General features: G+C 44.4%; 23 protein-coding genes. 20 read left to right on the top strand and 3 right to left on the bottom strand.

Annotated elements, in window-relative coordinates:
- Window positions 1-494 precede the first annotated feature (494 nt).
- From ACJJJA_RS01460 to ACJJJA_RS01550, 19 genes are read left to right on the top strand one after another with little or no spacing between them, the layout of a single operon-like run.
- On the top strand, window positions 495-1,226 hold the full coding sequence (locus tag ACJJJA_RS01460; protein WP_444891673.1) for a beta-ketoacyl synthase chain length factor: 732 nt from the start codon (window positions 495-497) through the stop codon (window positions 1,224-1,226).
- Window positions 1,216-2,001: a lysophospholipid acyltransferase family protein gene (locus ACJJJA_RS01465; RefSeq protein ID WP_444891672.1), complete on the top strand. Its 786-nt coding sequence runs from the start codon at window positions 1,216-1,218 to the stop codon at window positions 1,999-2,001. Before ACJJJA_RS01460 ends, ACJJJA_RS01465 begins: the two co-directional genes overlap by 11 nt.
- Window positions 1,998-2,255: an ApeE family acyl carrier protein gene (locus tag ACJJJA_RS01470; protein ID WP_444883316.1), complete on the top strand. Its 258-nt coding sequence runs from the start codon at window positions 1,998-2,000 to the stop codon at window positions 2,253-2,255. The genes ACJJJA_RS01465 and ACJJJA_RS01470 overlap by 4 nt, the downstream gene beginning before the upstream one ends.
- A gap of 11 nt (window positions 2,256-2,266) precedes the next feature.
- On the top strand, window positions 2,267-2,521 hold the full coding sequence (locus ACJJJA_RS01475; RefSeq protein ID WP_444903546.1) for an acyl carrier protein: 255 nt from the start codon (window positions 2,267-2,269) through the stop codon (window positions 2,519-2,521).
- Complete coding sequence (locus tag ACJJJA_RS01480; RefSeq protein ID WP_444903547.1) at window positions 2,518-3,069, top strand: COG4648 family protein; 552 nt, start codon at window positions 2,518-2,520, stop codon at window positions 3,067-3,069. The genes ACJJJA_RS01475 and ACJJJA_RS01480 overlap by 4 nt, the downstream gene beginning before the upstream one ends.
- 9 nt (window positions 3,070-3,078) lie before the next feature.
- Window positions 3,079-4,785 carry an ApeI family dehydratase gene (locus tag ACJJJA_RS01485; protein WP_444903548.1) on the top strand — a complete coding sequence of 569 codons (1,707 nt, stop codon included), beginning with the start codon at window positions 3,079-3,081 and terminating at the stop codon, window positions 4,783-4,785.
- A complete protein-coding gene (locus ACJJJA_RS01490; RefSeq protein WP_444903549.1) occupies window positions 4,778-5,518 on the top strand; it encodes a glycosyltransferase family 2 protein in 741 nt (246 codons plus the stop codon). Before ACJJJA_RS01485 ends, ACJJJA_RS01490 begins: the two co-directional genes overlap by 8 nt.
- Window positions 5,515-6,438, top strand: a complete 924-nt coding sequence (locus ACJJJA_RS01495; RefSeq protein ID WP_444903550.1) for a lysophospholipid acyltransferase family protein — start codon at window positions 5,515-5,517, stop codon at window positions 6,436-6,438. The genes ACJJJA_RS01490 and ACJJJA_RS01495 overlap by 4 nt, the downstream gene beginning before the upstream one ends.
- A complete protein-coding gene (locus tag ACJJJA_RS01500; RefSeq protein WP_444903551.1) occupies window positions 6,435-7,994 on the top strand; it encodes an HAL/PAL/TAL family ammonia-lyase in 1,560 nt (519 codons plus the stop codon). The genes ACJJJA_RS01495 and ACJJJA_RS01500 overlap by 4 nt, the downstream gene beginning before the upstream one ends.
- On the top strand, window positions 7,984-8,418 hold the full coding sequence (locus ACJJJA_RS01505) for an acyl-CoA thioesterase (protein WP_444903552.1): 435 nt from the start codon (window positions 7,984-7,986) through the stop codon (window positions 8,416-8,418). Before ACJJJA_RS01500 ends, ACJJJA_RS01505 begins: the two co-directional genes overlap by 11 nt.
- 2 nt (window positions 8,419-8,420) lie before the next feature.
- On the top strand, window positions 8,421-9,035 hold the full coding sequence (locus tag ACJJJA_RS01510; protein ID WP_444903553.1) for a LolA family protein: 615 nt from the start codon (window positions 8,421-8,423) through the stop codon (window positions 9,033-9,035).
- A 4-nt stretch (window positions 9,036-9,039) separates the two neighbouring features.
- A complete protein-coding gene (locus ACJJJA_RS01515; RefSeq protein ID WP_444903554.1) occupies window positions 9,040-11,304 on the top strand; it encodes an MMPL family transporter in 2,265 nt (754 codons plus the stop codon).
- Between the two features lie 3 nt (window positions 11,305-11,307).
- Window positions 11,308-12,537 (top strand): NAD(P)/FAD-dependent oxidoreductase, encoded by a 1,230-nt coding sequence (locus tag ACJJJA_RS01520; RefSeq protein ID WP_444903555.1) that lies wholly within the window; start codon window positions 11,308-11,310, stop codon window positions 12,535-12,537.
- The gene (locus ACJJJA_RS01525; RefSeq protein ID WP_444883326.1) at window positions 12,522-13,073 is read left to right on the top strand and encodes an ApeN family LolB-like membrane protein; all 552 of its coding nucleotides are present in this window, start codon (window positions 12,522-12,524) and stop codon (window positions 13,071-13,073) included. The genes ACJJJA_RS01520 and ACJJJA_RS01525 overlap by 16 nt, the downstream gene beginning before the upstream one ends.
- A gap of 2 nt (window positions 13,074-13,075) precedes the next feature.
- Complete coding sequence (locus ACJJJA_RS01530; protein WP_444903556.1) at window positions 13,076-14,236, top strand: beta-ketoacyl-ACP synthase; 1,161 nt, start codon at window positions 13,076-13,078, stop codon at window positions 14,234-14,236.
- A 5-nt stretch (window positions 14,237-14,241) separates the two neighbouring features.
- Complete coding sequence (locus ACJJJA_RS01535) at window positions 14,242-14,688, top strand: hotdog family protein (RefSeq protein WP_444903557.1); 447 nt, start codon at window positions 14,242-14,244, stop codon at window positions 14,686-14,688.
- On the top strand, window positions 14,689-15,417 hold the full coding sequence (gene fabG, locus ACJJJA_RS01540; RefSeq protein ID WP_444883329.1) for a 3-oxoacyl-ACP reductase FabG: 729 nt from the start codon (window positions 14,689-14,691) through the stop codon (window positions 15,415-15,417).
- Entirely contained in the window at window positions 15,417-16,643 is a 1,227-nt protein-coding gene (locus tag ACJJJA_RS01545; RefSeq protein ID WP_444903558.1) for a beta-ketoacyl-ACP synthase, read from the top strand. Before fabG ends, ACJJJA_RS01545 begins: the two co-directional genes overlap by 1 nt.
- A 36-nt stretch (window positions 16,644-16,679) precedes the next feature.
- Window positions 16,680-17,213: an acyloxyacyl hydrolase gene (locus tag ACJJJA_RS01550; protein WP_444903559.1), complete on the top strand. Its 534-nt coding sequence runs from the start codon at window positions 16,680-16,682 to the stop codon at window positions 17,211-17,213.
- Window positions 17,214-17,265: 52 nt separating this feature from the next.
- Here ACJJJA_RS01550 and ACJJJA_RS01555 read toward each other — a convergent pair whose 3' ends face one another.
- The 3 genes from ACJJJA_RS01555 to ACJJJA_RS01565 all read right to left on the bottom strand — a co-directional run bounded on the left by ACJJJA_RS01555 (window position 17,266) and on the right by ACJJJA_RS01565 (window position 19,377).
- Entirely contained in the window at window positions 17,266-17,664 is a 399-nt protein-coding gene (locus ACJJJA_RS01555; RefSeq protein WP_444883332.1) for an ApeA family protein, read from the bottom strand.
- A 27-nt stretch (window positions 17,665-17,691) separates the two neighbouring features.
- A complete protein-coding gene (locus ACJJJA_RS01560) occupies window positions 17,692-18,189 on the bottom strand; it encodes a hypothetical protein (RefSeq protein ID WP_444899373.1) in 498 nt (165 codons plus the stop codon).
- A gap of 300 nt (window positions 18,190-18,489) precedes the next feature.
- Window positions 18,490-19,377 (bottom strand): LysR family transcriptional regulator, encoded by an 888-nt coding sequence (locus ACJJJA_RS01565; protein ID WP_444903560.1) that lies wholly within the window; start codon window positions 19,375-19,377, stop codon window positions 18,490-18,492.
- A gap of 124 nt (window positions 19,378-19,501) precedes the next feature.
- On the opposite strand from ACJJJA_RS01565, the gene ACJJJA_RS01570 reads away from it, so the two are divergent.
- Window positions 19,502-20,278 carry a ferredoxin--NADP reductase gene (locus ACJJJA_RS01570; protein WP_252084055.1) on the top strand — a complete coding sequence of 259 codons (777 nt, stop codon included), beginning with the start codon at window positions 19,502-19,504 and terminating at the stop codon, window positions 20,276-20,278.
- Window positions 20,279-20,387 lie beyond the last annotated feature (109 nt).

The following is a 20,387-nucleotide window of genomic DNA, read 5'->3' on the forward strand; positions in this document are numbered from 1 at the left end:
GATTGTAATCACTAACAAAGCTGAATAGCAGAACGGCTCTCATGGTAAATGGTTGAGGAAAAGATGGGGTACATACATCTTCAGAAATGCCTCAGAAATAGACCATAAATGCCGGATTGGGCAATTAAGAATCATTCTTAAATTTAGAGTTTTTTACCTTAAATTGTCACCTTAAGGGAATTTTATTCTTGGTGAGGGATTTGTCATTTTTAGTGGCCCACGAAGGCTTAAGTTGACCTTATGCCAGTGAAATTAAGGGCGCTAGTATACAAGAAATGTCCTAAGGAATAGTTCTCGTGTATTTAGGTGTAATAAAGAAACTCACCAGTCCCAATTGAAGGTTCTTTTGCTAGCGGGAATTGATCATTTTGTGTACCATTCCCGCCCTGTTGCCGGTCACGAAAAGCTCAAAAAGCCACCTAAAAACAATGGTAGAGCTGGCTGGATACTAAGGCTTGATATTGAGGGTTGGAGCCAAGCTCCATAAGAGTAGTTTGTCTATTGAATTTGTAATTTCCGATTGGCGAGCTTGGTATGCGGGGGTTTCGGAACCTGCGGACTGGCATCGATGGCACAGTGGCGAGTTAGAACTGCAGGAAGATACCCTGGCTGATGTCTCCTTTCTTCCGGCGATGCTCAGGCGCCGCCTGAGCCCATTGTCTAAAGCCGTATTTAATAGTGCTTACCCACTTCTGCAGCAGAGAGATATCCCCCTGCTGTGTTGCTCTGTGCACGGAGAGGCGATGAGAACTTACTCTCTTCTACAGGGGGTTGCTGCGGAAGAAGATTTATCCCCTACGGCGTTTGGTTTATCAGTACACAATGCGATCGCCGGCCAATTGTCTATAGCGAATAAAGTACGATCTCCAGCTCTCGCTTTAGCGGGTGGTGACTATCCATTACTGGCAGGTTTAATGGAAGCTACCGGTATTTTGCGGGAAGGTGCAAAAGAAATACTGCTGATATTTTGTGAGGAACCCCTGCCAGAAATGTATCACCCTAGCACCCAAAGTCCCTCAGGTGTTTGTGCTACAGCTTTACTCTTAACCTTACCAGTTGAGGGAAGTAAGGGTACTGGAGTGACTTTGCTAAATTCTTCGAGCGTCAGACTAAAAACGGCATTTGAAGAGGCTGATTATCAGCTACCTCTGATAAGCGCGCTTATTAAAAACTCAGGAAAAGTACCTGTTGCCAAAGGGTGGGAGTTACTAATCAATGCAAACTAATTTGGAGTCTGGCAAGAGGTATGATCGGTATTGGTTTAGGCTGATAGCCACTGCCGTTGCGTTTAGTCTATTTGGTTTTGGTGGTCTGATCCTTCGATTTATTTTATTTCCACCTCTCAGAATTTTATACCCTAATGCAAATGTACGTATGCGTAAGGCTAGGTTAATCATACATCATGCCTTCCGTTTGTTTATTGGGTTTATGCACAAAACAGGGATATATACTTATGATTTCAAGGATGAGATTAAACTGCAAGAGCCCGGCCAATTAATACTGGCTAATCATCCCACTCTTATTGATGTCGTTTTTCTTATATCTCGAATACCTAATGCAAACTGTATTGTAAAGGCGAGTCTATTTCGAAATCCCTTTATGCGTGGTGCTGTAATGACTGCGGGTTATATTCCCAATGATGACCCGGAAAAAATAATTGAGCTTGCCTCAAAATCTTTGAAAAAAGGGGAGTCAGTGGTTTTATTTCCGGAAGGAACCCGCTCTGTGCCAGGGAAACCATTCAAGTTCCAGCGGGGGGCTGCCTATATGGCACTTCGTTCTGGTATTAGTCCGACTCTGGTTACCATTCGCTGCAACCCGCCAATGCTGATGAAAAATATCCCGTGGTACAGCATTCCGTTATCGCGGCCACATTTTGAATTTGATGTCTCTGAATCTTGGGAGATTCTCAAGATGAAAGAAAAAAGCGAAAGCCCATTGGTAGCCAGGCAAGTTACCCAAGAATTAAAAGCATTTTATACTGAGGAGTGTGCTGCGTGAATGATTTGGTTGAAGAGCTAAAGACACTGATTATTGAGGTTCTAAACCTAGAGGATATTACACCAGAGGAAATCATCGCAGATGAGCCTTTATTTGGTGAAGGTCTAGGTTTGGATTCCATTGATGCGCTTGAGCTAGGTCTGGCATTGCAGAAGAAATATAACATATCTATCGATGCGGAAAATGAAGATACCAAATCACATTTTGCTAGTGTGAACAGCCTGGCAAAATTTGTTAATGGTAGCCGCGCGTAAGAGAGATATGTATGTTGAAAGATAGAGAAGAAATTTTTCCAAAATTGACCGAAATCCTTGTTGAGATGTTTGAGGTTGATGAAGAGGATATAACAGAAGAAGCCCACCTTGCTGATGATCTGGATATAGATAGCATTGATGCGGTTGACCTGATAGTTCGTTTAAAAGAGCTTACTGGAAAGAAAATTGCACCTGAAGAATTCAAAAGTGTAAGAACTGTTGGAGATGTAGTTGGTGCAATTGAAAAGGTAATGGCGGAGAAGTGAGTCGATTCGCGCAGCTAATATTGGTCATTATTCTGACACTGTACCCTGTGGCAATTTATTTTGGCATAGAATACTTGTCTTTAAGTAGTATTCTGTTACTGCTATTGATTGTTGCGGTTTCAAGGGTATTGTTTGGCAGCGCGAATAAGGCGATTGGCACCAAGCTAATGGCCGTGGCCTTGGCTTTTGTTGTTGGCGTCTCCTGGTTAAGGGGCGATTCAAGTGGACTTCTTTGGTATCCAGTACTTTGTAACCTGATTCTATTTTCACTGTTTTTATACAGTTTGAGTCAACCGCAAACATTAGTAGAACGGCTTGCTCGCCTTACGACTCCAGATTTACCACCTGAAGGTATTCTATATACACGAAAGGTTACCAAGGCATGGTGCATATTCTTTTTAATTAATGGAAGCCTCGCACTGGCAACTGTTTTAAACGGCGATATGAAAATCTGGACTCTTTACAATGGCCTTGTTTCATATGTGCTAATGGGAACTATGATGGGCGGTGAATGGCTACTGCGTCGTCGTGTCCAAAATAAGGTGTGAGTTAAGGCCGTGGACAAAGTACAGTTTGAACAAGTGTTTGGTTACTCGAATGACCAAGCAGTAGTTAGCTATTCAAGTCGTGGGGAAATTTCATTCGCACAATTTAAACGTGAATTGGCATTTGTTGAGCGAAAGCTAAAAAAATCCCTAAACGAAGCTGGGATCAAAAGAGCTGCCATTTTCTGTGAAGATAGTTACGAGTTTAGTTTGCTCTTTTTTGCAGCTATGTCTTGTTGTGAAGTCGTTGTTATTCCGGCAAATAACAAGCGATTTACTCAGCAAAAACTGGGTGAGCAAACCCTATTACTGGGCAGCTGGGAAGATAGCTCGGCATTTAGTATAAATATTCCGGATCAATATAGCGAAGAGCTATCGGTTCCCAATTATTTTGATGCTGGTATTCAATTATTCACATCAGGAACCAGTGGTGAACCACAAACCGTTGATAAAACCTTATATCAATTGCTCAACGAGGTTAAGGCCCATAATCTGAAGTGGTCATCCCGGGTGGTTAATACAACTACTTTGGCAACAGTCAGCCACCAGCATATATATGGCTTACTGTTTAAATTACTGTGGCCACTCGCCAGCGGGCGTCGATTTGTTAGTAAGACTTATGTGGATATTGTGGGATTACTCCAAGACGCCCACAAGTGGGGGCCTGCCGTGTGGGTTGCAAGCCCTGCACAGTTAAGCCGCCGTATTTCTTCCTGGCCATGGGCGTTAGGAAAGTCCTTAGTGGATATCTTTTCTTCTGGGGGGCCTTTACTGGAAGTAGATGCAAAGGCGATCGATCAGTTGTGTGGAATCCAGCCCATAGAGGTCTATGGAAGCACTGAAACGGGGGGGATTGCCTGGCGTAATCAATTGCGTCAGAAAAGTTGGAGTCCACTAAAGGGAGTGAACATTGCAAAAAACAGCGATGGGTTACTCAAAGTCTCTTCTCCGTGGTTGCCCAAGGAGTTTATTTGTCAGGACAAAGTACAAATAAGTACAGATGGTATGTTCGAACTCAAAGGACGAGCTGATCGCATTGTTAAGATTGAAGAGAAAAGAATTTCTCTTACACAAGTTGAGTCCCTACTAGTTGGAAGCTCATATATTGTAAAAGCCAATGCACTTGTTCTGGAGCGTAAAAGAAAAATAGTTGCCGCTGTTGCCACACTAACGGAATCCGGGAAAGAACTATTACAAAAGAAAGGAAAGGCTTCTCTTGTTCGTAAACTTAGAGAAACCCTGGCCAAGGATCTTGATGGCGTGGCTGTGCCACGTTCTTGGCGTTTTGTTGATGAAATCCCCACTAACTTACAGGGAAAAATAACGAGAGACCTGCTAATGCAACTTTTTGATGAAATTCCGGCAGCAATGGTGCCACAGATTATTAGCAGCGAAATATTAGATAATGCTCGTCAAGTTAATTTTACGGTTAATGACGATTTGCCTTGCTTGGATGGTCATTTTGAAGGCTCACCGGTAGTGCCGGGAGTAGTACAGCTGGATTGGGCTATGCATTTTGGCCGCCCACTTGTAAAAGCCGGCAGTACGTTTACCCAAATGGAAGTGATTAAATTTAAGCAGTTAATGATGCCCGGTGATGCTGTCACTTTATCTTTGGAGTTCAGCCAGGAAAAGAACAAATTAAATTATTCTTTTCGGAACACTCAAGATGGCAATTTAGAATATAGCAGTGGTAGATTGTGCTTCAGCCATGTCTAACTTTTGTTTTGTAATACCCGTTTATAATCATGAGGGGGCGATCGCAGAGACGCTGGCATCTCTGGATAACTTTAACCTGCCTTACATTCTGGTAGATGATGGCTGTGATGAACCCTGTAGAATTGAACTGCAACGGTTAGAGCAGAGCTACGGTCCCCGGGTTCACTTGGTTGTTCGCCAGGCTAATGGTGGAAAAGGTGCCGCGGTAAAAAGTGGTCTGCGAGCTGCGAAAGCGCTTGGATATAGTCATGGAATTCAAGTCGATGCCGATGGTCAACACAGCCCCGCTGATATACCTCAATTCCTTGAGAAAAGCAGAAAGTGCCCTGACTCACTGATTTGTGGCTATCCGCAATACGATAAATCAGTTCCTAAAGTTCGTTTGTGGGGACGCTATCTAACTCATGTATGGATCTGGATTAATACTCTTTCTCTGGAGATTAAGGATTCCATGTGTGGGCTGCGTTGTTATCCCTTATCTCGAACTGTAGATTTGTTAGATAACGAGTATACCGGTGATCGAATGGATTTTGATCCAGAGATCTTGGTACGGTGGTATTGGAGCAAAGGCGGTCTCTGCCAGGTACCAGTTAATGTGAGCTACCCAATAGATGGCGTTTCCCATTTCCGGGGATTTGAGGATAACTTCCTTATATCGGCAATGCACACCCGTCTATTTTTTGGCATGTTGGCCAGAACTCTGCGTATTTCGACAGTAGGGCGAAAAGCGTGAGTAATTTACACTGGTCAAAATACCGGGAACAAGGCTTTTTCCTGGGTATCAAATTCTTATTCTGGTTGCACCACTGGTTGGGTCCGATTGCCTTTAAAGTTGCGGTATACCCGGTAGTTTTATGCTATTACCTAAAAAATCAGAGTGGCCGCAATTCGATCCGTGAGTACTTGGAATTATTCGCCAAACGCTACCCATCTAGCGAAATAGAACCGAATTGGAAAACCGGATTTAAAATTTTCCTTAATTTTGCTAACAGTGCTAGAGAAAAGCTTGAAGCTTGGTTTGTGGGTATCCCGGATAGTCAGGTAAATTTCCCAGAAAGAGCGGGTCTTCACCAGTTGGCCGCTAGTGGCCAGGGTGGATTAATTATTGGCTCTCACCTCGGGAACCTGGAGGTTTGCAGGGCACTTGGCAGCCTGACAAAGGTACGGGTAAATGTGTTGGTGCATACAAAGCATGCGGTGAAATTTAATCGCATGATGAAGATGCTCAACCCCCTGAGTCAAGTGCGGCTTATCCAGGTGACAGAAGTAACTCCCGCTTTAGCGATGCGACTCTCCGAGGCTGTTGAAGCCGGGGAGCTGGTTGTTATTGTCGGTGATAGAACACCGATTAACTCTATGGGGCGCACCTGCGAGGCAGAATTCCTGGGGCGAAAAGCGCCTTTTCCCCAGGGGCCCTATATTCTTGCTGCGCTGCTCAAATGCCCGGTGTACACACTTTTCTGTCTGCGCAGTACTTCCGGATACGATATTTATATGGAAAAACTCTGCGATCGTGTTGTGATGAAACGCGGTGACAGAGAGGGGCATATTCGCTCTCTTGTCGAGGAGTTTGCACGACGGTTGGAACGCTATTGTCATATAGCACCTTTGCAATGGTATAACTTTTACCCGTTCTGGGATCAGCAAAAATGAATTCAGCAGTACTACAACGAACCCAAATAGTCTTTGATGGCACAGATCTATCTATTGATCAGGTAAACACCATTGCAGCCGGCCGTGGCGATATCTCTCTATCTGATGAAGAGGGCTTTGTCGCAAGGATAAATCGCGGTGCCGAGTTCCTGGATAGCCTTTGGCAGAAGGAAGGTGTGATCTACGGAGTAACCACTGGGTATGGTGATTCCTGTACCGAAAGTATTCCAGCAGACCTGGTGGAAGAGTTACCTCATCGATTATTTACCTTCCATGGTTGTGGAATGGGGGAAGTCTTTACTCTTGAGCAGAGTAGAGCGATTGTTGCTGCCCGGATTGCCAGCCTTGCAAAGGGCAGTTCAGGGGTCCGATATCGGCTGTTGCAGCAATTGGTTTTGTTACTTCAGAAAGACATTATTCCGGTAATTCCCCAAGAGGGTTCTGTGGGAGCCAGTGGCGACTTGACCCCACTGTCTTATGTTGCTGCGGTTTTGTGCGGGGAGCGCAAAGTTTGGTACCGAGGCCATCAGAGAGATACTGCTGAGGTATTCGATGAATTACAGATTGAGCCATTAAAGCTATATCCAAAAGAGGGTTTAGCAATAATGAATGGCACCGCCGCAATGACTGGCTTGGCGTGCTTAGCCTACAAACGGGCAGAGTATCTAGCACAGCTGAGTGCTCGTATTACCTCCATGATGAGCATTGCACTGGATGGCAATGCCTATCATTTCGATAGCGCGCTTTTTGCAGTGAAGCCTCACCCCGGTCAAAACCAAATTGCAAAGTGGATTCATGACGATCTCAATGTTGGTGCTGCTCCAAGACAAAATAGTCGATTGCAGGATCGCTATTCACTTCGGTGTGCTCCCCATGTAGTTGGTGTGTTACAGGACTCTCTGCCCTGGCTCCAGCAGTTTATTCATAACGAACTAAACAGTGCCAATGATAACCCGATCATTGATGGTGAAAACGAGAGGGTGCTTCATGGTGGGCACTTCTATGGTGGGCATATAGCCTTCGCCATGGATAGCCTGAAGAATGCGGTAGCAAACCTCTCTGATTTACTGGATCGACAAATAGCCCAACTGGTAGATGTTAAGTTCAATAATGGGCTCCCGGCAAACCTATCAGGTGTAACCGGGCCTCGAAGATCAATTAACCATGGCTTTAAGGCTGTTCAAATTGGTGCGAGTGCCTGGACTGCTGAAGCACTAAAGCAGACCATGCCCGCAAGTGTTTTTTCCAGATCAACGGAGTGTCATAACCAGGATAAGGTCAGTATGGGCACCATTGCTGCCAGGGACTGTATCAGGGTATTACAGTTAACGGAGCAAACAACCGCAGCGGCACTGATGGTTGCTTGGCAGGGCATTCAGCTTCGAGTTCGTAGTGGAGGAGTGGATTTGGAAAAATTATCTACCGCTCTTAATACCACAATCAGGCAGATAGGAGATGAATTTTCTTTTCTGGAGGAAGATAGAGAGCTTGAACAGCCATTGAGAAAATTCGTTTCGTTAATTCAGCAAAGACATTGGCGCTTATATGAAAACTAATACACCTATGCGCCCTGAAAAATGGACGGCACAAGTTGAACTACAAATTCCTTTCCACGATGTGGATATGATGGAGATAGCTTGGCATGGGCATTATGCAAAGTACTTTGAAATAGCCCGATGTGCATTGTTTGATCAGTTGGAATATAACTACCAACAGATGAAGGAATCAGGTTTTGCCTGGCCGGTCATAGATTTGCGCGTACGATATGCAAAGCCTTTACGATTTCAGCAGTGGATTGTTGTTCGCGCTGAGGTTTCTGAATATGAAAATCGATTTAAGATCAATTATACGATAACAGATAGAGATACCGGTGTACGCTTAACAAAAGGGCATACCGTACAGGTAGCTGTCGAAATAAGCAGTGCCGAAATGCTGTTTGCATCACCTCCAATTTTGCTGGAAAAATTGGGGGTAAATTAGTGATGACTGCCAAGCGTTTGGTTTTATTTTTTATTTGCTTTCTATTTTCCACAGTAACTTCTGCTTTGACTTCAGAGCAGCAGGCGGTTTTGCGGGAGATAGAGAAAAATATTGTGTCATATCCACAGATGCTTGGCACTTTTTCCCAGACAAAGAGGCTGCCCCAGTTGCCCAGGCCTCTGGTTTCTTCAGGCATCCTGGCTATTTCTGAAGAGTTAGGATTAAGCTGGCGAATAGAGAATCCAATAGAATCCCATCGAATATTTAAGCTAGATGATGCTGATTCTGGTAATCGGGTCAATAGCAATATTGTAGGAAATCATGTGGCTGATCCTCTATTAAAGATTATCAGTGGTGATTTTAGCGAACTGGATCAGACTTTTACGGTGGGACCTCAGATCGCAGAAGAGCAATGGCGAATTAACTTAATTCCCAAACAAGAGGCTTTTAGAAAGGTTATTGAATCGATAGAAGTCGTGGGAGACAAAAAGATTCGGAAAATAGTACTAGCTGAAGCCAACATGGCAATTACTGAAATAGATATTATGAATTTACATTCAGTTGAAGCTAATAACAGTCAACTACTGAGTGAATTCTCAGAAGATAACCAGAAATAATCTCATGTCACGTCGAGTTGTTATTTGGCTTTCCTTTGTTAGTGTAATTCTTGGGATAACTGTATTACGCTATCAATCCAGCTGGCTGCAAACAGATATTTTGTTATTAGCTGATAATAACTCCGACTCGGTAAGTAGTGCTGGCATCCAGAAAAAAGTCAGTCAGCAATTACAGGGAAGTTTAATTTGGGTTTTAGTTTCTGAAGGAAAAGAATCACAACGTCTGGCCAGGCATACCCAAGAGTTGGCGCAGAAACTAAAGGCCGCTAAATCTTTAGAGTCTGTTGAATATCGTTGGACCGATTCTGAAAGCTATAAAGAGGAGTGGGAGCTGCTCTTTCCTCTGCGCCAACAGCTACTCAGCCTTGAAGATAGGGCGTTATTAGACGCTACGCCAGAGGAACTTATACAGCGTCAATTGAGTAAATTATACGGGCCTGACGGCGCTGGAATCGATTTGGAGAAAGATACTTTCTCAACTTTTCGCAATTACTTTACCGCTGATATTGGAGTTACTCCACAAGTCTTTGATGGAATTCCGGTACATACAGAAGGACATAAAGTTTTTACCCTGCTTTATACGCTGGCCGCACCAGTTGATTTGACTGGAGAGAGCGATATATCACTTCTTTCTTTACAGTCAGAATTAAAGCAATGGGCTCAAAAAAATGGTTATTCGCTGCTGGTAGCTGGAGCCCCCCTGCATACAGAGTATGCTGCTGCTATGGCACAGGATGAAATACGCCTGATTGGCTCCCTTTCGATCCTTGCTATTTGCTGTCTATGTATTGTTGTCTTTCGCTCATTAAAACCTCTACTAGCTTGTACATTCGCAATTCTATGTGGCGTGGCCAGTGGCATATCTGGCGTCATTATCATTTTGGGCCAAATTCATATACTGGCTTTTGTATTTGGTACGACGGTTTCTGGATTGGCAATCGATTACGCATTTCACTTTATTTGTAATAGATTGAGGCTTGGCAAGCCAAAAGATAAGGATATTTTACCTGGGCTATTGTTGGGCTTGATATCAAGCTGCTTGGCATTTTTCTCTCTTGCATTAACACCTTTTCCGCTTTTACAACAAATAGGGGTTTTTGTCGGCTGTGGTTTAATAGGGGCTTGGTTGACTGTAATCCTGTTATTTCCAGGCTGGATTAATATTAAGCATAGGCCTTTATCGTTTTCCAGTCAGTTTCCTAAACTCAATATTAGGTACTACCTGTTCCCATTGGTTGGGCTGTTGATTTTTGGAGCTGCGGCACTTCAGAAAATTCAATTTAATGATGACCTAAAACTGTTTTACCAGCCTCCAGAATTTCTTACACAAGATGAAATAGATCTAAATTCTCTGATTAGATCCCGGCCAGACTCCCGTTACTTTCTGGTTTTTGGTGAAGATGAGCAACAAGTATTAACACGGGAATGGGAACTTAGAAATCAACTGGACTATTTAGTAGAAAAGGAAATTATTAGTGGTTTTCAGGGGGTAACCAACCGGATACCTCCAGAAGAGGTTCAAGAAGCTGACTGGATGTTATTGTCGAAGTTTTATAGTGGGGATGCTGTCAGGTCTTTTTATCAGCAATTGGGTTATTCTGCACAAGATATTAATCAACAGTTAAAATCTAAAATACAGCCATTCAATACCTTTAACTTCTCTGAATGGTTGCCAGTTGCAGGTCGGCAATATAAAGGACTATGGCTGGGTTGTGAAAATAATCACTGTTATTCTGTGGTTCGTATTTATGGCTTAACAGAAGATTTGTCATCTTTAGAGTTACTGCCTGGAGTAACCTATGTCGATACTACCAGAAGTATCTCTAATGTGATGTCACAACAACGTGATCTGTTGCTGCAATTACTACCATTAATATTCATTGTTGTATTTTTAGTGACGGCAACTAAAACAGGAATAAAACAAGCCTTAAGTATAGTTGCACTTCCATCCAGTGCAGTACTAGGCACCCTGGCGATAGTGATTTTACAGGGATCAGCAATTAATCTATTTCATGTTGCGGCTTTATTGCTTGTCTTTGGAATTGGTATAGATTACGCAATATTTAGCCATACGAGCCGGAAAGCAGAGCAGCATTATACCCTGCTGGCGATAGCTATGGCTGGGTTAACAACTTTTTTAGGGTTTGGTTTGCTAGCATTGTCTGGCACACCGGCGATTGCAAATTTTGGGTTAGTCCTGGCTGTGGGCACAGTATTAACTTTGTTGTTGGCATTTCTATTTTTTTGTACACGGGGTAAGGGATATTAGCCAATGAAAGAAATTAAGTCTGACGTTGTTATTATTGGTGCCGGACCTGCTGGAGCTGTAGCCGGTGTTTTGTTGGCTAAAAATGGCTGGAGTGTATCGATCGTTGAGCGAGAGATGTTCCCTCGCTTCTCTATCGGCGAGAGTTTGCTGGCACAGTGTATGGAATCTCTTGAAAACGCAGATATGTTGGAGGCAGTAAAATCCGCAGGCTTCCAATTTAAAAATGGTGCTGCTTTTGAATGGGATGGTGCCCGTACCTCATTTGACTTTCGTGAAAAATTCACACCAGGGCATGGTACAACTTTCCAGGTACAGCGAGCCAAGTTTGACAAAATACTGGCCGATGAAGCTGAGCGCCAGGGAGTAAAAATTTATTATCGTCATTCTATTGTATCAGCTGATATTGCCGAAAATGGTGCGGAACTGATTGCAGAACACAATGGTGAAGAGCTTGCTTTCCAGGGCCGTTTTGTTCTGGATGCAAGTGGTTTTGGACGAGTTCTACCAAGATTACTGGACCTGAATCGTCCATCAGAGTTTCCTGAACGTGAATCAGTATTCACACATGTAGAGGACAATATTACTGATAGTAATTTTGACAGAGATAAAATACTTATCACAGTCAATCCCAATGAGAGAGATATTTGGTATTGGTTGATACCTTTCGCCGATGGCAGAGCTTCTGTTGGTGTTGTTGGTGAGAAGGAAAAGATCGCGGCTTGGGGACAGGATCCAGAACAGATCCTGAAAGGTGCTATTTCGGCTGCACCAGAGTTGGCAAAAACTTTATACAACGCAAAATTTGATACCGAGATTCAACGTATTCGTGGATATTCAAGTAATGTAACCAAGCTGGCAGGTCCAGGCTTTGCTCTTTTGGGAAATGCTGGTGAATTCCTTGATCCAGTATTTTCTTCAGGCGTTACCATCGCAATGAAGTCTGCAGAGTTAGCTGCTGAATGTTTACACCGTCAACTCTCTGGAGAGAGCGTTGATTGGGACAAAGAGTTTTCTGTGCCTTTAAAGCAGGGTGTTGAAGTTTTTAAAACGTATGTAAAGGCTTGGTATGATGGTCGTTTTCAGGATGTGATTTTTTATCAGACTGAGCAAAAAGAAATTAAAGGAATGATTTGCTCAATATTGGCAGGTTATGCCTGGGATAAGAAAAATCCTTTTGTTGCTGCTGCAGAGCGTAGATTGAATACACTGGTGGAAATATGCTCCGCTGGTTAGTGCTTTATTTTAGTATCTTTACTCTGGTGGGTTGTATTTCCCCTAGGGTAGAAAAAGATAAGTCTGAAGGCTGGTCTTTGGCGCCTCTTTTAGCTGAGCAACCGCGTCAGATGAATCAACATTTGCGTATTGTTTATCAAAACAATGTGTACGAAGTGATTGCGGCCACCTTGCTCTCTTCAGAGAACATGAGGGTTTCGCTTCTCAGCCCTGAAGGTATGAGTTTGTTAGATATTGCATATGATGGTAATGAGATCAGCACTCATCACTACATGCGTAGAGCGGCAAGTCTGCCACCTGAAAAACTGTTAGCAGACATTCAGTTTGTATATTGGCCAGTTACTCAGCTGCAGAAACAATTACCTGTTGGGTGGAAGTTGCAAGAGTCCATAGTTGAGGGGGATTATATCCGTCAGCTCTTCCACAATGGAGAAATAAGTACAGAGGCGCGCTACAGTACTAATGATATTTGGGAAGCACAGGTTGAGCTTGAGCACAAACGACTTGGTTACAGGTTAAGCATCAGGAATTTTTAGGTATGACTAATTTCTATCTTAATCATATGGGCATCATCTGTACCCTGGGAAATTCTGCTGAATCGGTAGCTAAACCCCTTTTTAGCGGTGATAGCTCTTTTATGCGACTGGATGAAAACCGATTATTAAACTATCAGGGAAACCTGGGTATTGTGCAGGAGAAGTTGCCAGAATTACCGAGTTCGCTACAAGCCTATCACTGCCGTAATAATCAGCTGGCTTTGGCTGCACTGGGCCAAATCGAATCAGAGATCGGTAGTCTTGTTGAAAGATATGGTACAAGCCGAGTTGGAGTGGTTATGGGAACTTCAACTTCTGGGATCGATTCTGGTGAATCTTACCTCAGTGGTAAAAAAGACACTGGTTACAATTACCGGCTTCAACAGCAAATGGCAGGACTTAGTACTTTTGTCGCAAAGTATCTGGGTGTGCAAGGCGTACAACTTACAGTTTCTACAGCGTGTTCATCCAGTGCGAATGCCCTTGCCAGTGCCCGGCGCCTTCTCTCTACCAATGTTTGTGATGCTGTGGTTGTTGGTGGTGTGGATTCTCTTTGTGGCATGACGATTCGTGGCTTTCATAGCCTGGGGGCACTTAGTGCGGGCCAGACCAACCCCTTCAGCGTTAATCGGGATGGTATTAATCTTGGGGAAGCTGGCGCAATATTTGTGATGACCAAAGAACCTGGGCCTGTGATTCTATCCGGTGTTGCTGCCACGTCTGATGCCCACCATATGTCGGCTCCAGATCCAGAGGGGCGCGGTGCAGAGGCCTGTATGCGCAGAGCACTGGAAAATGCGAGCTTGGATGCAAGCGATATTGATTATCTAAATCTCCATGGTACGGGCACACCACAAAATGACTCTATGGAGGCTTTAGCCGTTGAAAGGGTGTTTGGAAGCCAACTGCCTTGCTCTTCCACTAAACCTTTAACCGGGCACACATTGGGAGCTGCTGGTGCACTTGAAGCGGCCTTTTGCTGGCTTGCCCTGCAAAATGATCAACTCCCCCCCCATCAGTATGATGGGCATTATGATCCGGAGATTGTGCGGCTGAACCTTTGCCAGGGCCAAGAAGCTGCTGGAGGATTGCGCTACGTAATGAGTAACTCCTTCGCGTTTGGTGGGAGTAACTGCTCGGTAATTATGGGCAGTCAGAGGTAAAATATATGCAAAAATATACTGCTGGAGAATTGGTTCCACACAGTGGAAATATGTCACTTCTCGATGAAGTAGTTTCAGTAGATGAGGAACAACTGCTGGCAAAATTGCGGGTCCGAGATGATGGAATTTTTTCTCGCGACGGTCGTGTTCCCGCCTATGTGGGAATTGAGTATATGGCCCAGTCAATAGCGGCATTTTCCGGTTACCACGCCAAGGAACGGGGCGAAGAGGTTCGCCTGGGCTTTTTATTGGGTACCCGTAAATTTGTGTCAAATGTTGAAAGTTATCGCTGTGGCGATGAACTGACGATTGAAGTCCAGCGTTTGCTGCAGGCTGAGAATGGCATGGCGACATTTGAGTGTGTAATAAAGGGCCCCTCCATCGAGCAAAGTGCGCGGTTAAATGTATATCAACCGGACAACGTGGAACAGTATTTGAAGGGTAGAAATTAAATGTCTGAGTGGATTTTAGTTACGGGTTCAAGCCGTGGTATAGGTCGGGCAATTGCCCTTCAGTTAGCTGAAGATGGTTATAATATCGTTTTACATTGCCGTAGCCGCCGTGACCAAGCTGAAGAGGTTGCAGAGGAAATTGCCAAGCTAGGAAGTAAAAGTAGAATTCTTCAGTTTGATATTTCTGATCGGAACCAAACTAAAGATGTTTTGCTAGAAGATGTCGATGAACACGGTTGTTACTATGGGGTTGTATGCAATGCAGGTGTAACTGCTGACAATGCTTTTCCCGCAATGCCTGCCGAGGATTGGGATTCAGTCGTTCACACAAATCTGGATGGTTTCTACAACGTCTTGCATCCCCTGACTATGCCCATGGTTAGACGCCGTGCTCCCGGTCGAATAGTTGTGATGACTTCGGTCTCTGGCGTCGCTGGAAATCGAGGACAGGTAAACTATTCCGCGTCTAAAGCTGGTTTGATTGGTGCGAGTAAAGCGCTCGCACTGGAGCTGGCGAAACGAAAAATCACCGTTAATTGTGTTGCTCCGGGTCTTATTGATACCGATATGCTGGATGAAGATTTGCCGGTTGAAGACATTTTAAAAATGGTTCCAGCCCGCAGAATGGGCAAGCCTGAAGAAGTCGCAGCGACTGTAGCCTTTTTAATGCATGAGCGGGCTGCTTACATTACCCGTCAAGTTATTTCCGTAAATGGTGGTCTCTGCTAATGAAGCGTGTTGTTGTTACAGGAATGGCCGGAATATCTCCTATCGGCCAAGATTGGGAGTCGGTTAGTGAGTCTTTGCAGAGCCGTCGTTCCGGAATTGTTTATATGGAGGACTGGGACAAGTATGAGGGACTTGAAACTCGCCTTGGTGCCCCAGTAAAAGATTTTGAAAAGCCATCTCATTACAATCGCAAACGCGTTCGCAGCATGGGGCGCGTCTCATTAATGGCAGTTCGCGCCAGTGAAATTGCTCTTCAGGATGCGGGATTGTTGGATGACCCCATTCTCAAAAGTGGAGCTGTCGGAGTTTCATATGGCTCGTCAGCAGGCACTCCGTCAGCAGTGGCTGATTTCGGCAATATGTTGATAAATCACCGCACCGACGGCCTTAATGCCACCAGCTATATAAAAATGATGTCTCACACGGCTGCGGTCAATATCGGAGTATTTTTTGGTTTGTGTGGGCGGGTTTACACCACCAGCTCTGCTTGTACTTCTGGCAGCCAGGGAATTGGGTATGCCTATGAAGCGATCCGCAATGGTAGCCAAACTATTATGGTCGCCGGTGGTGCAGAGGAGCTGTGTGCAACTGAGGCAGCAGTTTTCGATACGCTTTATGCTACCTCCACAAAAAATGATACTCCTGAAGCGACCCCGCGTCCCTTTGATAGAAACCGGGATGGTTTGGTGATCGGTGAAGGTGCTGGCACGCTGATTCTGGAGGAGTATGAGCATGCTGTTGCACGTGGAGCCAGAATTTATGCGGAAGTTGTTGGCTTTGGTACAAATTCTGACGGTAGCCATGTTACTCAACCCCAGTCGGGGACTATGCAGGTGGCTCTGGAGCAAGCTATAGCTCAATCTGGCGTAGATGCTAGTGAGATAGGTTATGTCAGCGCACATGGTACTGCCACGGACCGAGGAGATATCGCCGAGAGCCATGCGACTCGCAATGCGTTTGGTCGTGCTGTGCCTATCAGTTCCCTCAAGAGTTATACCGGCCATACGCTGGGTGCCTGCGGCGCTTTGGAAGCTTGGACAAGTATCCAGATGATGCGCAATGGTTGGTTCCATCCCACAATGAATTTGGCAGAAGTTGATGCTGATTGTGCGGACTTGGAATTTATCCAAGGCCCCGGCAAGCACATCGATACAGAATATGTCATGAGTAATAATTTCGCCTTTGGTGGAATTAATACTTCATTAATATTTAAAAAAATTTCTTAATTAATCGATGAGTGACCTTTAAATAAGGGATAGCAGATGAAGTGGATACTGGCTGTAGTTTCAATAATTTTCTTAGCTCAGCCAGTATTAGCTGACGAATTGTTGTTAAGTTTTGGTGGTGGACCACAGCCAGATTCAAAACAAAGTAACAAGACCTTTGGCTTAGACTACTCCTTTAAAACGTTTGAAAAGAGTTATCGGCAGCATATTGATATAGGTGTAAGTTACACAGAAATTAGTACTAGTGCGGATGAAAATAAACGCATAAGGGCTTTTTCCATTTACCCGCAGTTAAATTTGTACCCAAGGCAAAGAAGTTGGGGGCAACCCTTTTTCTTTGTTCGAGCATTGGGCCCCAGTTATATATCCAGTAACTATTTAGGCGATCGACGCCAAGAGAACAACTTTTCTTTTCAGGCGCAGGTGGGTTATGGCGCAAGAATTAACTGGAGGAAAAAGGAGGATCTGGTACTAATGGTATCTTGGAAGCACTTTTCAAATGCTAATTTGTTTGATGAAAATGATGGTATAGATATGCCATTTGTCTTAAATGTTGGCATAAGGCTTTAAAAAATACTCGTATTCTCCCAATGATAGATATCATTGGGAGAATTCTTAAGCTTTAAATTGATAACTGCTTAATAATCGCATCATTCAAGTTACGTACCCAGCGATTGTAATTTCTGTGGATAGTATAGTATTTTTCATTGTAATCAAGCAGGTCGCTATCTTTATAAGTAATACTATAATTATCCATATCGTATTTGATATCTGCCTCAGCGTGATGTTTGCGAACATTAATTGAAGCAATTATTTGTCCAGGGGCGACCTCACGACAAGTCCAGTTTCTTGCTATACATCCCGCGATAATTGATTTTTTAATGGTATCCTGAGTTTGTGCAGAACCATCAAGGCGGTCAGGAATACTTCTTTCTTGGATATTCATAACTGGATTACTGGTGCAGCCAGCGAGAGTTAATGCGAAAGCCGCAGAGAACAATATTTTCTTAAAATTTTTCATTTAAATATCCTGTTGGTAGTTTTAGGATCAAATTTCGTGGTTTTTCTTCATCCACTTCGCTACATCATTACCAAGTGTATGAACACAGCGTTGGAGTACTTGGCAAGAGTTTTTAAAATTTGCACCAAATCCACCGCTAGAATTTCTAGTATTAGTAAAACTGTCTACTAATTTCCCATTATTGTAAAGTTCCGCCTCAATAGATACCGACTTTCTATGTCCTAACCAAGCGTTACCAGAACTCAGGGCATTTAGAATACTTAGTTTGAGACTATAGCCCTCTGACTGAGGATTTAGTTCAGACGTTGAAGAGATATAGTATCCATATTTACTAAGAAACTTCTGGGTCGAATTAGAAAACTGCGAGCCGAGATTCGGGCATTCACTAAGTATATTGGCAGCAATTACTTTCTCATCATGATAGTGAGCTGCTGAATTGATCTTAATGACATCTTTTGCCATTGCTAAAGAAGAGATACTTAAAATTGTACCAGCTAGTACGACTTTAAATCCGCTGATATTCATATTGCCTCAAAGGAATATTACAACTGCCAGGAAGTATACAGATGTAGCCAAATTGATAAATTGTCGAATTTTTATGCGCGATAATTTACCAGATAAGAAAGCCTGACAATAGTGGTTAAACGAACTTTAGGACAGATGATTTTTCACTGAAAAGTAATATAGCGGAACTCAATATTCATTTTATACCCATCAGTCATCTTTAAATTTCTCGACACTGACAAATGTATATTGCCGTCAAAAGCTAAAATTTAGCAGTTGATACCGTAGTGCTCGGAAAACTAAATCTCATTGAGAGTTCATTTAATTGATTTCGATGGATTGGCATAACTCCAACCATCGCTCAATCCCCGCACTTCTATATTTTTGTCGATGAAGGGCGAAATAAAATTCTCTGTGGAAATTTCTCTGCGATACCGGCAATTCGATCAATGAACCCCGCTTCAGGGCATCAGCTAAAGAGACTCTAGATAGGCAGCTGATACCGAGCCCAGCTTCCACCGCTCGCTTAATTGCCTCTGTATGCTGAAGCTCCAACAAAATATGGAGTTTTGGTAGTAGTCCGACCATTGCACGCTCAAAAGTCTGACGTGTGCCGGAGCCAGGTTCCCGGGTAATCCAGGTGGCTTTGAGCAGATCTTTGTCTGTCAGGCGCTTGCGTTTGGCGAGGGGGTGAGAGGGGGCGCAAAAGACGACTAATTCATCACTACGCCAGGGAATCATCTCCAGATCTGGGTGATTAAATTCACCCTCAATAAGTCCAAGATCCAGCTCAAAGTTGAGCACCCGCTCGGTAATTGCCGAGGTATTGGCGACCTCCAGCTCCACGCGTGTGCCGGGTTGCTCCTCCATGTAGCGCGCCATTACGTTCGCAGCCAGGTAATTGCCGATGGTTAGGGTTGCCCCTATTTTTAGGCGGCCCAGATCGCGATGACTGGCGAGGCTCTGTTCTAATTCCTGTGCCCGTTCCAGCAGTTCCTTCGCCTTGGGCCAAAGTTGCCTACCCAGCTCATTCAGGCGCAGGCGCTTGCCGGTGCGCTCGAATAAGCGCAGCTCAAACTGTTGTTCGAACTCTTTTAGGGCGGTGGAGGCGGCAGACTGGGACATGCTCAGGCTCTCTGCCGCGCGGCTCACATTCTCGTGGTGGGCACAGGCCAGGAATACCTCCAGTTGGCGCAAGGTATAGCGCAAAGGGAATTCTCCACTTAATCGTTAAAATAGATAAGGAATATCGAAATATCCCACTTTGCCAATAGATCTTCCAGAGCTAAAATTCAACTATCAAGAGACTCGTGGAATAACCGGTTTTAAGTTTATGTCCAAATTGAATATAGAGAAGGTGTTGGATGTCCATCACTGGAACGACACGCTGTTTAGCTTTAAGACCACCCGAGATTCGGGTTTTCGCTTTGAGAATGGACATTTCACGATGATCGGTCTGCAGCAGGACAACGGCCGTCCACTGCTGCGTGCCTACTCCATTGCCAGTGCCAACTACGAAGATGAGCTCGAATTCTTCAGCATCAAGGTACCCGATGGTCCCCTGACTTCTCGTCTGCAGAAAATTGTGCCGGGCGATGAGATCTATGTGAGCCAGAAGCCCACCGGTACTCTGGTTGCGGATCACCTGTTACCTGGCAAGCGTCTGTGGTTGCTGTCTACGGGTACTGGTTTGGCACCTTTCATGAGCATTATTAAGGATCCCACTGTCTACGAGCGTTTCGACCAAGTGATTCTTACCCACGGGGTGCGCTATGTCTCTGAGCTGGCTTATCAGGAACAGATCGAGAATGAGCTACCTGAGCATGAGTATTTTGGTGAGATGGTGCGTGAGCAGCTGCTCTACTACCCCACTGTAACTCGTGAGCCTTATCGTAATACCGGCCGCCTGACCGACTTGATGCTGACCGGTAAGCTCTTTACAGATCTCGATGTGCCCAAGCCGAATGTCGAGGAAGACCGCTTTATGTTGTGCGGCAGCCCAGCAATGCTGAAAGATCTCACCAATATCCTAGATGACTGGGGATTCAAGGAGACACGCGCAGGTGTACCGCACGAGTATGTGATTGAGCGCGCTTTCGTCGAAAAGTAAGTTGGCCTGTCCACCCATAAAAAAACCACCCTCAGGGTGGTTTTTTTATGGGTGAAATACAAACGCTCGAAACTATCCTGACCTTGTGAAACCCTTACCTTCTATTTTG

This window comes from Microbulbifer mixtoriginis (SeqCode) (assembly GCF_052466865.1).